Genomic DNA, 13,191 nt, shown 5'->3' on the forward strand with positions numbered 1-13,191 from the left:
TTGCGCTGCCGCTTGCCCATCGACGGCTATGGGTTCATGCTTGTGAATACACCGGCCGGGAAATGCGTAGGGAGAACACGCCGTCACGGCCCCTAGTGAGGTCTGGCTCGATGGACTGCGCAGGCTGCGGTTTCGAGGTTGAGGGCGGTTACGCTTTCTGTCCGAGGTGTGGCAAGCGCCAGCCCGTGCCATGCGCCAGTTGCGGTTATCCCTGCGCATCTGATTTCGGGTTCTGTCCGAAATGTGGGGCAAGCGTCGGTGCGCCCGCAAAAGCCGTCGAACGGCTTGCTCCGACACCAAGCCGAACCATTGTGCCGCCCTCTCGAACTCCGTCGCTGCTTGCGAACATTGGTAACGACGAAGGGCTGCAGCCCATCTCTGACGCCGATCGCCGGACGGTAACCGTCCTCTTTGCCGACCTTTGCGGCTTCACGACACTCAGCGAGCAGCTCGACCCCGAGGTCATGCAAACGCTGCAGAACGAGCTGTTCAAGGAATTGACGGCGGCGGTGCGAAATTTTGGTGGGTTCGTCGACAAATTCATCGGCGATGCACTGCTCGCTTTGTTCGGTGCGCCGGTCGCGCATGAGGACGATCCGGAACGTGCGCTTCGCGCCGCTCTCGACATGATCGCCCGGACGGCGCGGCTCGGCGAAAGCACCCCCCACTCCGGCTCGCCTCTATTACTTCATATTGGCATAAACACTGGCCCCGTCGTTACTGGACGATTAGGCATCGGCACCGCCAAATCCTATTCCGTGACCGGCGACACGGTGAATACAGCACAACGCCTGCAATCGCTGGCCGCACCGGGTGAAGTGCTGGTAGGCGAACTCACTCACAGGCTGACCCGGCATGCCTTCTCTTACGAGTCGATGGGTGATGTCGTGCTTCGCGGCAAGGCTGGCAGTGTGCTCGTCCATCGATTGGATGCACCGCTTGCGGTGCCGCGTGCAGCGCGTGGGCTCGAGGCGCTCGGCCTCAGCGCGCCGATGATAGGGCGTGCTGCGGAGCTCAACAGAATGCTGGCGAGCCTTGACCAGGCGTGCGGCGGCACGGCCCAACTTGTCCGCCTCGTCGGAGAAGCCGGTATCGGGAAATCGCGGCTGGTGAAGGAGTTCGTCGCCCGTGTCGGCGACGAGGACCGTTTTCGCAACGTCGCCGTGCGACAGACCACGTGCTCACCACTGGGCGAACAATCATTTGGCGCCTTGGGCGCAGTGGTGCGCAGTGCTGCCGCGATGATGCAAAACGACGATGGGGACGATATGCGGGGGAAGCTCTCAGGCTTGCTTGCCGATCTCGGCCTGCAGGGCGAGGAGGCGAAGCGGCTGATGCCTTTGCTCTACCATGTGGTTGGGCTTGGCGACCCGGATGCCACCTTGCAGCATGTCGAACCCGAGCAGCTACGGCGGCAAATTTTCTACGCGGTCCGCACCATCATCGAACGGCGGCTTGCGTTGTCGCCGCTGTTAATTGTCGTCGAAGACCTGCACTGGGCCGACGCCGTTTCGCTCGAGGCACTACGTTTCGTGATGGACAGGTTGGAACGCACGCGGTTAATGGTGCTGGTCACGCATCGCTCGGCACCGGAGAGCGGCCAGCTCGACTCAAGTCGGGTCAGTCACACGGCGCTCAGGCTTTCGCCGCTCAACAGCGATGAAGGACGCAGCCTGCTGGCGGCGCTTTTCGGCGAGAGCTGGGTAAGCTCCGCAGCAGGGCTCGTCGATCAGATCCTCGACCGAGCGGGTGGCAACCCTCTTTTTGTAGAGGAGATTGTTCGCGGCCTTGTTGATCGCGGTGTACTGGTGCGCGAGGGGCAGCGATGGCGGACCGTAGCAGGCGAAGTCGCAACCGACATTCCCGCCACTATCCAGGCAATGTTGCTTGCTCGCGTCGACCGGCTGCCACAAGAGGTGCGCCGGTTGGCCCAGGAAGCCGCGGTAATCGGCGCGCGCTTCGATGCCACCCTTCTGAAGACCGTGACAGCCGACCCCGCCCGGCTAGAAGCAGGCTGCGAACTGCTTTGCGATGCGGAAATCATCGAGGAAGTTGCCGGATCAGGCTCCGTCTCGTCGCAAAGCTACCGCTTTACGCAAACCTTGCTGCAGGACGTGATCTACCAGAATCTGCTCCGGCAACGCCGGACCGAAATCCACGGGCGGATAGGTGCTGCCTTGGAGCAACTGTGCGGCGATAATCCGGAACGGCTCGAGGACTTGACCGTGCTCGGTCACCAGTTCGCACAAAGCGCCGAGCGGGAGAAGGGCGCGCGTTACCTGCAGGCGGCCGGCGATCGCGCCCGCATGATATACGCCAACGACGACGCCCTTCGTTTCTACGAGCGAGCACTGACTGCGTTGGAGGCGACCGGGCAAACACCGCTCAAACTGACAATTGCCGAGCGCATTGCCGATTTGAGCGGCTCGGCGGGCCGCCGCGAGATCGCGCACCACCACTACGAGGCGGCCTTGCAGGCATACCGTGAGTCGGCTGATCGCGTAGCCTCTGCGCGCGTTTTGCGTAAAATCGGTCGGCTGCTCTGGGACGTCGGCAAGCGGGACAAAGCAGAATTCCGCTACGCTGAAGCGGCAGCGCTCCTCGATGGAGCGGATGCTCCGGTCGAGCAGGCGCATCTCTGGCAAGAACGTGGCCGACAGGCGTTCCGTAGCGGAGATCACGCTCTCGCGGCAAAATGGGCAGACGCGGCGTTGGATTGCGTACGCACCCGGACTACGGAGCATGTCTCCGAGGTGGGGCGTGATGCCACTCTCGTGACCGCCGAGGCACTCAATACCAAGGCTGTCGCACTGGCTCGCCTTGGGCGAAACCGTGAAGCCGTGCGTCAGGTCGAGCATAGCATTGAATTGGCCGAAGCCGCCGGTCTGCTGGGCGCGGCCTGTCGCGGCTACACCAATCTAGGCGTGCTTTACACGACCATCGATCCCGCACAGGCGATGGAGGTCTGTCGACGCGGTCTTGACGTCGCGCGCCATATTGGGGATTTGGGCTTCCAGGCGCGCCTTCTCGCCAATCTGGCGGTCGCTTGTTGTACTTTCACGGATCGCTGTCCAACAGAGGGCGTGCCTGCTGCCGAGAAAGCCATCGAGATCGACCGCGCACTCGACCAGCGAGAGCACCTGCCGGTGCCGTTGATTGTGCTTGGGCAAATCCACCAATGCAACGGCCGTCCGGAACTGGCCCTTGGCTTGTTCCACGAAGCACTGGAGGTAGCGCGCGAAACGGGCGAGCCCCAACTGCTGTTTCCGTGCTATGATGGTCTGGCAACGCTTAATCTCGACTTCGACAATCTTGCCGAGGCCGAACGCTACTTTTCCTTGGCGCAGGGTATATGCGCCCAGCACGGGCTCGACCCGGAAACGCTTGTGGTGCTGCCCTTTCTCGATTAGCCGGGGTTGGAGGTTGGAAATGTCCGCGCGTAGTGACTTGGTACCGCTTCAACCGGGCGACCGTGCGCCGAACTTGGTCCTCGACGCCATTACCCAGGATGGCAAGATCGCGCTTGACGACTTTCGCGGACAAAAACCGGTGCTGGTTGGTCTGTTTCGAGGTCTGCATTGTGCGTTTTGCCGGCGCCATATCGCCGCTCAGGCGCGGCTTGATCCGGAGCTGCGCGAAAAGGGCGTGGAGAGCCTGACGGTGGTCAACACACCGATCGAACGGGCGCGTCTTTATTTCCGCTACCACCCGATGCCGACTCTGCTTGCGGCCTCAGATCCTGAACGCGCTTCACATCGTGCTTTTGGGCTGCCCAATCTCGAATTCACCCAAAACGAGACGAACTGGCCGTACAAGGTCTCGATCGCAGCGGCAAAGGATATGCGGGTCGACATGCCAGGCGAGTTGCCCGGTCCCATGGATCCTTTTGCGGCCAGCGAATTCCTCGACAAGAAGGACAATTACGAAGTGACCGAAGCCGACGAGCAGATGATGGCGACGGGACACGGACAACTGATCGGTCAGTTCCTACTGGACCGGCAGGGGATCGTCCGCTGGAGCTTCACGGAGGTGCCAGAAGGTGGGCGATACATGTTTGGGGCGCCAAACCCACAAGAGCTGATGTCAGCCGTGTCCCAAGTCGCCCAATAAGTTGTCGGAAGACTGGATTGCTGCCATTTGCAATGCGGACAATGAAGGCCAACTTCGCGTTACAGCTTGGGGCCTGAGATGCATGGGCCCAGGATCGATACTGCTGCGCGGCAATCAGGCCGGGAGCCGCCACATTCGCACACGACCTGTACCACGCAATTCCGTTTCCTCGAGTGGGTCGCAAGCAAAATTTGGTCCAAGCATTTGGCGAGTTGCATCCGAAATGCGGATTTCATCGGGCTCCGCGGAGGTTTGAATACGCGAGGCAAGATTAACCGTCTCGCCCCACAGGTCATAGGCGAACCGCCTCTTGCCTATGACGCCGGCGACGATTGGCCCTGAGTGAATTCCAATTCTGAGTCTCAGCGGTTCTCCTGCGAAGCGTTCGCGCTTGACCGCCTTACGCAGCTCAAGTGCATAGCGCGCGAGTGCCTTCGCATGATCGGCTCGCGCGGTGGGCAGGCCAGCGACCACCATCACACAATCGCCGATTGTTTTGATCTTTTCGCAGCCGTATCGTTCCGAGAGACGATCCGCCGCCTTGAAGAAGTAGTTTAAAATTGCGAGTGTCGTCACGGCTCCGACGCTCCGCGCTCGTTCTGTAAAACCGACGATGTCGGCAAAAAGCACACTTACTTCTGCGTGGTTGTCAGCAATTTTTTTGTGCGCCTTTAGCCGCTCCGCGATCGACGCCGGAAGTATGTTGAGGAGCAGGGTTTCGGCGCGCTGGTATTCACGCGCCAATCCCTCCTGGCTCTTCCTCAACGCCTCGTTCGTCGATTGTAATTTCTCGTTGAGTTGACGCTCCCTCTCTTGCAGGAGGGTCATTTCATAAGCCTTTTGTTGAAGCCGCTGCCTATTGTCGCGTTCGGCAGTCGCGTCAAGAAAGAGCAGCCACACGCAGGCACTGTCAGCAAAAAAATGAAGGTCAGCGACACGCCCGCTGGGCAGTTCGACCATGGCAATGTGAAAAGGAAGCTCCGGGCAAGGCAGCAAACCTTCCATGAATTCAAGCTGCTCGGCAACAGGCTCGCCAATGCGAAGCGATGAGAGCCCGTAATGCTCAACATTACCGCCCTTCGCAGCCACGCAAAGCTGAGTGTCGATTTTCAGATACGCGACGGAGTTCCCATTGTAGAAGAAATTGAAAATCCAACTGCTAACTTCTTTGGGCAATCCGTGCATGGTCTACTTGGTTACCATCAAGGCAAGTTGACGAAACGCATCATCGACATTCTCACCCGACAGCGCACTCGTGAGATAGATTTGCCATCCACGCTGCCTGAGTTCGTTGATATCACTATCCGATATTGCCCACCGATCGGCCAGGTCGGATTTGTTGATCAGCACTACGAACGGCATTGGGCCAAATTCGGCCTCGGCCCGTTCGCGCAGCGTGAGCGCCACGGCAAGCGTCGCAGCGCGGGTTCCATCGACGACTAGCACAAGCCCGGTTGCACCTCGAACATAGCTGACGCGGAATGAGCCGATGTCGTCTTCGCCGGCCAAGTCCCACAAAATCAGATCGACGGTTTTATCCGGGAGTGCGACATTCTTCTTGTCGATTTTCACTCCCACCGTGGTCAGGTAGGTTTCTGAAAAGATGCTTTGCACAAACCTGCGAACCAGGCTCGTCTTTCCGACAGCGAACCCGCCCAGCATGCAGATCTTTTTTTGCACCATCTTGGGCCCCCCTAGTCCAGGTTTACCGTAATCGAAACCCGGCGATTGGTGGAGCTCCCGGCTTGACTGTTTTCAGGCACCAGCGGCTCAAAAGTGCCCGCGCCCCGAACCAGCAGCAGTTCCGGAGCGACGCCGCGTTTGTTGAGAAGCGCACGAACGGTCTCGGCGCGGGCTGCACTGATCGACGCGTTGGCCGTCTCACGGCCAGTGGCGTCCGAATGCCCGGTCAACATGAACCGTGCTGTTACGCCTGACTTGCGGGCATCTTGGGCGAATTCCTTTATTTGATTCGCCAACCTGTCGAGAACCGGCAACTGCTCAGGTCCCGGCACAACTTTGCCGGAAGAGAAGAAAATATCGGTCGTCTGGATGGCCTCTCTCAAATAATTAAGGTCCGCAAGGTTCAGCTCGTGCAGCTGCGAGACATCCAGAACCACTCCGTCCGCCGAAAGCTGTTCGGCGGCGGCCTGCGCCCGGTTGATCCAGCCGGCAGGAGCCTCCCCCACGACTAGGATGCGACCTTGGATGATCGAAAGCTGAACCGATTTCGGCGGGGACAGCGACGCCGTCAGCCGCTTCACCACGAACTTTGGATCAAGGCTCTGAAAGAATTGCCACTGTGAATGAACGCGGGCGGGATCAACCTGCGTTCCGGACAGCAGGGCTTGCGGGTCGGCGGCAAGCGGGTCTCTCAGGCCGGAAATGTAGAATTGGCCGCCCCTAACCGTCTGCTGGGCGACGATGATCCCCGGTTGGGCCTCAAGTCGCGACACATAATACTGCCAGTGCTCCGCCTCGCGTGCTTCGGGGCTCACATCACGAACCTTGGAGATGTCGAATTCCGGTCCGCCTACCGAAAGCTGTCGGGCCGCGGCGCGCGCCCGATCTATCCAAGTGTCGGGAGCCTCACCCTCGGCCACAATGCGATTGTCGACGATCGAAAGCCGAACCGATTTCAGCGGATACAGCGACGCCGTCAGCCGCTTCAACACGAACTCCGGTTCAAGGCTCTGATAGGATTGCCATTGCGAATGGACCTTGCCGGGATCGACCTGCGTTCCCGACAGCAGGGCTTGCGGGTCGGCGGCAAGCGGGTCCCGCAGGCCGGCAATATAGAATTGGCCATCGCGTATCTTTTGTTCGGCAACGATGATGCCCGGCTGGGTCTCCAGGCGCGACACATAGGCCTGCCAGTGCTCTGCCGCGCGTGCTTCGGGGCTTACATCGCGGACCCTTGAGACATCGAATACCGGGCCGCCTGCCGAAAGCTGTCGGGCGGCTGCGCGCGCCCGATCTATCCAGGTGTCGGTAGCCTCACCCTCTGCAACGATGCGCCTATCGACGATGGCAAGCCGTACTGACTCCGGCGGAGCCAGCGACGCCGTCAGCCGCTTCAACACGAACTCCGGCTCAACGCTTTGATAGGATTGCCACTGCGAATGGACCCGGGCAGGATCGACCTGCGTTCCCGAAAGCAGGGCTTGCGGGTCGACGGCAAGCGGGTCTCTCAGGCCGGCAATATAAAATTGGCCATCGCGTATCTTTTGTTCGGCAACGATGATGCCCGGCTGGGTCTCCAGTCGCGACACATAGGCCTGCCAGTGCTCTGCCGCGCGTGCTTCGGGGCTTACATCGCGGACCCTTGAGATATCGAACACCGGGCCGCCTGCCGAAAGCTGTCGGGCCGCTGCGCGCGCCCGATCTATCCAGGTGTCGGGAGCCTCACCCTGGGCAACGATGCGCCCAGCGACGATGGCAAGCCGTACTGACGCCGGCGGAGCCAGCGATGCCGTCAGCCGCTTCAACACGAACTCCGGTTCGAGGCTCTGATAAAATTGCCACTGCGAATGGACCCTGCCCGGATCGACCTGCGTTCCCGACAGCAGGACTTGCGGGTCAGCGGCAAGCGGGTCTCGCAGGCCGGCAATATAGAATTGGCCATCGCGTATCTTTTGTTCGGCAACGATGATGCCCGGCTGGCTCTCCAGTCGCGACACATAAGCCTGCCAGCGCTGCCCGGATTGCCATGAAAGAAAGAACCAACCGCCTGCCAGAACCAACAGCAGCAGGCCCAGGCCCACCACCAGCCACGGAAATCCCTGGTTTGATTCCTCCTGCTTCAGCTCGACGCAAGTCTGCAGCTGCGCCTCTATGCCGGCCAACTGCGACCCGTCGCCGTCAAACTCCATTAAAGCCTGCGAGTAGTCCTCATGGACACGGAGCAACACGTCGCGAACTATGTCATGCAGTCCTTCTGGGGGGTTTCCTCGGATCACCGAAACCAGGGTCGCGAACTGTCCTACTTCTGACCAGAGACGAAGGTCGCCAAAACGAATAGTGTCCAGGCCGCTCTGCTCCTTCTCGTTGAATGAGTCCTTCACAAAGTCTTGGATTGCACTCAGCATAGAAGAGATCAGTTGAGGATCTTCGCTCGTCGCATTGTCGGCAGCTACATGCGCTATCAAAAGCCCAGAAGTGCGGTTAATGAGAAAGACATGCTCAACACGATAAAGAAGAGAATGTTTAAGTACAACTTCCGAGAAGCTGGCTCCGGTTCTCCAAGACTCAATTCTCCATTTTAGCCCATGCCAGGTAAATATATGCCTTAAGGTTTCGTTCAGCGACTGAAAGGTCTGGTCAATCCTTTCCCCGATTGACTTGCGAATTGCTGGAAGAAACACAGGGTATAATATATCTGTCAGCGTGCGCGGGCTCTTCTGGATCGACCGTTGCACAGCCCTTTCGACAGCCGGCGTAAGGGCCTCGCCGAGTTGCGCATGAGGGGCTCGTGCGGCCGCACTGGGAAGCACGTCGCCCACTGCTGCGGCAAGCTGCTCCGGTTCGTCGAGCAGATGCGTAACTCGTGAAAGCTCTGAAATTTCGCGGCTGACCAGCAACTGGCGCAGCGTTTCCATGCGAGGATCGGCGGATGGAACTCCGTCGAGACGCGCACGGTAGTCCGGATCAACGTTCCGGGCAATTTCGATCAAAAGACGGGCCAGAGCCTCGCGATCAATCTCTGTATCGTTCGAGGCTGTTCTATGCGGAAGGCTGATTGGGTCGACGGTCGACGTCAAATCCGATCAACTCACTTTCCAGCTACGGTCCGAGTTGTTCTTGCTGCCGACGGGATCCTGATTCAGACATTTTGCAACCTCGACAAACAGGCCAGCCAAAAGATTTCGATCGGTCTTGACGTTGCCGAGATCGGAAAACATTTTTTCCATCAGCATCTGAATGCCTTCATTCTTTTGCTTGATTTCCTCACGCAGCAAATGATCGTTTCGATTTATCCGGTCGGCAATTTCGCGCTCAAGCTCGTTCAATTGATCCGACAATGCGCGCACCTGCTTTTCAAGCGCCTGATTTTGTTCGCGAAGATTTCGGTCAATCTCCTTGTCGGCGTCGGCTCGCGCGTCTTTTTCGTTCCGCAACTGCGCCGCAAGCGAGTCGATCTGCTTTTTCGCATTTGACTCGTACATTTCAAGATTGCGCTTGGCCTCGGATTCGACATCCTTGAAGCGCTGCAAGACCCGTTCTTCAAGCTTGGAAAAGCGGCGGTCATAGTCCTGCATCTGGTTGCCGAACAGCAGATCACGTATCTTGTCGACACCTACAGCGTCGCCGGGGGTCCCGCTCTCGCGAGCCTGGCCCGCCATGAAGGCGAGCCCGTTGGCGTCTGCATTACTTGTCAGATTTCCGTCCGCTTTATTTGCCGGAGAAGCGGTACTCGAAGATTCCTTGGCCATCCCTATACCCTTCATTTAAACAGCTACCAGCGTGCTAATTTAGCAACTAGTAAAGATGTCAGCAAAATACCCGGCTCGCAAGCCGGAATCTTCTCCGCCTAAGCCGGTTCACGCGTAAATTTGACATACGGCTCGAGCTCGACAATCTGCCCAGTGAACAGACCCTCTTGCGTTATCATGTGCGTAGATTGGCGGCGCCCTGGATCCATGATTAGCAACTGCGGCGCGCTCGCAGTTCGGCCGCGGTTCCGATTAGTTCGATCAGGATCAGCTTGCCCTCGCGTCTTCGCCCGTGACCATCTTTTGTTGCCGGGCGGCGCAGCACTAAGGCTCGGGCATGAGCGCCTGCCATTCACGCCTGTCTTCAGGTCTTTTTTTGCTACCCTAATTGGCCCCGATCTTGACAGGGCAGTGCTGCCATCCGATTCCGGTATCGGGTTTCGACATTCCCAACTCTTGCAGAAGAAAACGAAAGCTCAATGATCCAGAATAATGCTACCGCAAGGGTGTGGTACCGATGTTCAATGTCGAGCAAAACATCGGCGCAATGCATGCCGGCATTCGCCGGCAGACCTGCCGGATATTGGGTATAGTCATGGTCGACGTTGGGCTCGAATGGATCGGCATCGATCGTGACGGCGTGCGCCGACAAAGATCAACGCAACTTGTTCTACCTGTTACGAACCGGGCGCGGGTGAGACAACGTGGCGTATAGTCCATTGGTCTCAATCGTAGTTCCTGCGCACAACGCGGAGGTAACGCTGACGCGCGCACTCGATTGCCTTCTCGATCAGGAAACCGCGTATTGGGAGGCGATCATCGTTGACGACGCCTCCACGGACCGCACCCCCGCGATCATCGCCGCTTATGTGGAACAGGATGCCCGATTTCGGACCTTGAGTTCTTGCGCGAAAAGCCCCGCCGGCGCACGTAACAATGGGATTTCGGCGGCGCGCGGCCACTGGCTGATGTTCCTGGATGCCGACGACTGGGTGGATGCCAGCTTCCTTACGAAAATGCTGGCCGCACTGAAAGCCGCTCCTGATGCAGTGGCCGCCTATTGCGGTTCGCGGCGCGTGATGCCCAATGGAGCACTCACCCCGGCGAGCATCGCGCCCGAGGTCGCAAGCCAGCCCTTCGAAACGTTCGCCCGCCGATGTGCCATCGCCACTCACGCGCTGCTGGTCGATCGGGCGACGGTTGTGGAGTTGGGCGGTTTTGATGTGTCGCTTTCCACCTGCGAGGGATGGGATCTGTGGCAGCGCGTCGCACGTCTGGGCAAAAATTGGGTGATGGTGGACGAGCCGCTCGCCTTTTATCGGACCAGCCCCAACGCGCTTACCCGCAATGCGAAGCAAATGCTGGAAGACGCGGAAATCGTTGTCGCCCGCGGTTTTTCCACCGACCCGAGGGTCAGGCACCCCGCGCCGGCGCATGCCAATGGGGCGATCTCGGCGGACGGCCGCACCGCTTCCGAAGCACTGGCGTGGTTTGCCTTGTGGAACGCTGCGTCGGATTGCGGCAGCGACGGCGGCTTGATCAACCCGCAATCCCTGCGCGCGCTCCCGGCAAGGCGTAAGTGGGCGCGCGAGATCGCCAAGGTGGCCTTCGACGGCCTGATGGTAGGAAGCTTATCGGTGCCAGCCCATATGGCTGCCCTGTGGGACAGGTTTGGCGGCGCCATCACCGAGTTGATCATCGAACTCGGCAAGGTCTGGGGCGACCCGGTTGCGGGTCGTCGGGTCCAGTATCATCTCGAGCAAATGCTGCTCCATGCCGACGATCTTGCCGCTCCCCGCAGGCTGGCGCGCACCCTCGGAATTCGCGTCGACGCTCGAAATCCAGCCTCGACCGAGCTTCCGGAAGGAATCGATCAAATCTATGCCTACCTGATGATGGATAGCCAGATCGAGGCTGTCGTGCAGTTCGGCGTACTCGGGAAAGTGACAAGGCGCCATTGGATTGAACTGATCCGGAATTTCCTAAAACAAAAGGACGACGGTGCCGACACATCAAGCACGCTGGCCGCCGAGGCACTGTCGACCACAGCGGAACGCCGGCCTGATCCGGACAGCCACTTCGGTAAACTCGCGCAATTGATGTCGGAAGCGCGGGAACTGGTTCGGTCAAGCGCCGAAGCAACGCAGCCGCTTCCGGCGCCGCGCCGTGCACCGGCCTCGAATGGCCACAACAAGGATCGTACGTCGTTCTGGAACCGGTATTTCGCGACAGAGGATCCCTGGAACTACAGCTCGCCCTACGAACAGGAAAAGTATGAGCGGCAGCTCGAAATTCTGCCGGCCGGTCCCATCGGACGGGCGCTTGAACTGGCCTGTGCGGAAGGCCATTTTACGCGCCAATTGGCGCCCCGAGTGGGCCATTTGACTGCCACCGACATTTCCGCCGTAGCCATCGAGCGGGCGCGCGCGCGCTGCATCGACCAACCGAATGTCGAGTTCGGCGTACTGGATTTTTTTGCGGACACGCTGCCCAATGAGATGGATCTGATCGTCTGTTCGGAAGTGCTCTACTACCTCGATGATCTCGCCGGGTTGCGGCGCATCGCCAAAAAATTCGTTGAGGCACTGGCGCCTGGCGGGAGTTTCATCAGCGCACACGCATTCGTGCTACGCGACAATATTGAAAGGACGGGTTTCGACTGGAACACATTCGGTGCACAAACGATCTCGCAAACCCTGGCAGAGACCGAAGGCCTCGTCCTTACGCAATCGATCCAGACCGAACTCTATCGCATAGATCGCTTCTGCCGCCTGTCGCCGGATCACGTGGCGACGGAGCCGGTGATTGATCATGTGCCGGTCCGCGCACCCCTTGGAATCGGGGTCGCGCGAAATATCGTCTGGGGCGGGGCGCGGGTCTTACGCCGTGACGTCGCGCGTAGCGAGCGACGGCAACGTATCCCTGTCCTCATGTATCACAGCGTCGCCGATGAAGGTCCGGCCGCGCTCGCGCGTTTCCGGCTCACGCCCGCTGCATTCGCAAGCCAGATGGCGTGGCTGCGCGCCAATGGCTTTCACGCGATCATGTCCGAGCAACTGGAATGGTCCATCGCCAACCGTCAGCCTTTCGCTGGCCGCCCGGTGCTCATCACCTTCGATGACGGCTTCCAGAACTTTGCCGACCATGCCTGGCCGATCTTGCGTGCGCACGACCTGGCCGCGGAAGTGTTCCTGGTCACGGACCTGGTGGGTGAAAGTGCAAAGTGGGACGCTCTCAGCGGTCCGCCGACGCCGCTTATGGACGCCGGAACCGTGCGCCGTCTCGCCGCCGAAGGTGCTTTCTTCGGCAGCCACCTGGCGACGCACCGCCCCATCGATGGTCTGTCGAGCTCTGAATTGGCCGCCGAGCTCCTGCGGTCTCGTATGTTCATCGAACGGTGGACCGGCCGGCCAACCTCGGCGTTCGCGGCACCCTTCTCTGTCACCGATCGACGGCTCGGCAGGCTGGCGAAGGAGTCCGGCTATCGGATCGGCTTCGGCGCCAGACACGGGCCGGCGGACCTCAATAGCGACCCCATCGACCTTCCGCGCATCGAGATTCGTGGGGATCGCTCGCTCGATGATTTTGTTGCCATCGTCGAGGCCGTGCTCAATTGAACGGTGAACTTTGTCAGTGTCATTATTTCCGC

8 protein-coding genes are annotated in these 13,191 nt (G+C 59.6%); 4 read left to right on the forward strand and 4 right to left on the reverse strand.

What is annotated here, in order from left to right:
- Nucleotides 1-110 precede the first annotated feature (110 nt).
- A complete protein-coding gene (locus tag FJ941_RS07790; RefSeq protein ID WP_181169742.1) occupies nt 111-3,410 on the forward strand; it encodes an adenylate/guanylate cyclase domain-containing protein in 3,300 nt (1,099 codons plus the stop codon).
- A 19-nt stretch (nt 3,411-3,429) separates the two neighbouring features.
- Nucleotides 3,430-4,110 (forward strand): redoxin domain-containing protein, encoded by a 681-nt coding sequence (locus tag FJ941_RS07795; RefSeq protein ID WP_140504486.1) that lies wholly within the window; start codon nt 3,430-3,432, stop codon nt 4,108-4,110.
- Nucleotides 4,111-4,224: 114 nt separating this feature from the next.
- Here FJ941_RS07795 and FJ941_RS07800 read toward each other — a convergent pair whose 3' ends face one another.
- From FJ941_RS07800 to FJ941_RS07815, 4 genes are read right to left on the reverse strand one after another with little or no spacing between them, the layout of a single operon-like run.
- Nucleotides 4,225-5,295 carry an adenylate/guanylate cyclase domain-containing protein gene (locus FJ941_RS07800; protein ID WP_140504488.1) on the reverse strand — a complete coding sequence of 357 codons (1,071 nt, stop codon included), beginning with the start codon at nt 5,293-5,295 and terminating at the stop codon, nt 4,225-4,227.
- A 3-nt stretch (nt 5,296-5,298) separates the two neighbouring features.
- Nucleotides 5,299-5,793: a Rab family GTPase gene (locus tag FJ941_RS07805; protein ID WP_140504490.1), complete on the reverse strand. Its 495-nt coding sequence runs from the start codon at nt 5,791-5,793 to the stop codon at nt 5,299-5,301.
- A gap of 11 nt (nt 5,794-5,804) precedes the next feature.
- A complete protein-coding gene (locus tag FJ941_RS07810; RefSeq protein ID WP_140504492.1) occupies nt 5,805-8,870 on the reverse strand; it encodes an OmpA family protein in 3,066 nt (1,021 codons plus the stop codon).
- Nucleotides 8,871-8,876: 6 nt separating this feature from the next.
- Complete coding sequence (locus FJ941_RS07815) at nt 8,877-9,542, reverse strand: hypothetical protein (protein ID WP_031240461.1); 666 nt, start codon at nt 9,540-9,542, stop codon at nt 8,877-8,879.
- Nucleotides 9,543-10,059: 517 nt separating this feature from the next.
- On the opposite strand from FJ941_RS07815, the gene FJ941_RS29180 reads away from it, so the two are divergent.
- The gene (locus tag FJ941_RS29180) at nt 10,060-10,257 is read left to right on the forward strand and encodes a hypothetical protein (RefSeq protein ID WP_140883295.1); all 198 of its coding nucleotides are present in this window, start codon (nt 10,060-10,062) and stop codon (nt 10,255-10,257) included.
- A 4-nt stretch (nt 10,258-10,261) separates the two neighbouring features.
- Entirely contained in the window at nt 10,262-13,159 is a 2,898-nt protein-coding gene (locus FJ941_RS07820) for a glycosyltransferase (RefSeq protein ID WP_246673733.1), read from the forward strand.
- Nucleotides 13,160-13,191 lie beyond the last annotated feature (32 nt).

The sequence above is a fragment of the Mesorhizobium sp. B2-3-13 genome, assembly GCF_006442195.1.
GTDB lineage: Bacteria > Pseudomonadota > Alphaproteobacteria > Rhizobiales > Rhizobiaceae > Mesorhizobium > Mesorhizobium salmacidum.

Coding starts and splice junctions, on each gene's coding strand:
- FJ941_RS07790 (WP_181169742.1), top strand. CDS start 111: ATGGACTGCGCAGGCTGCGGTTTCGAGGTTGAGGGCGGTTACGCTTTC.
- FJ941_RS07795 (WP_140504486.1), top strand. CDS start 3,430: ATGTCCGCGCGTAGTGACTTGGTACCGCTTCAACCGGGCGACCGTGCG.
- FJ941_RS07800 (WP_140504488.1), bottom strand. CDS start 5,295: ATGCACGGATTGCCCAAAGAAGTTAGCAGTTGGATTTTCAATTTCTTC.
- FJ941_RS07805 (WP_140504490.1), bottom strand. CDS start 5,793: ATGGTGCAAAAAAAGATCTGCATGCTGGGCGGGTTCGCTGTCGGAAAG.
- FJ941_RS07815 (WP_031240461.1), bottom strand. CDS start 9,542: ATGGCCAAGGAATCTTCGAGTACCGCTTCTCCGGCAAATAAAGCGGAC.
- FJ941_RS29180 (WP_140883295.1), top strand. CDS start 10,060: ATGTTCAATGTCGAGCAAAACATCGGCGCAATGCATGCCGGCATTCGC.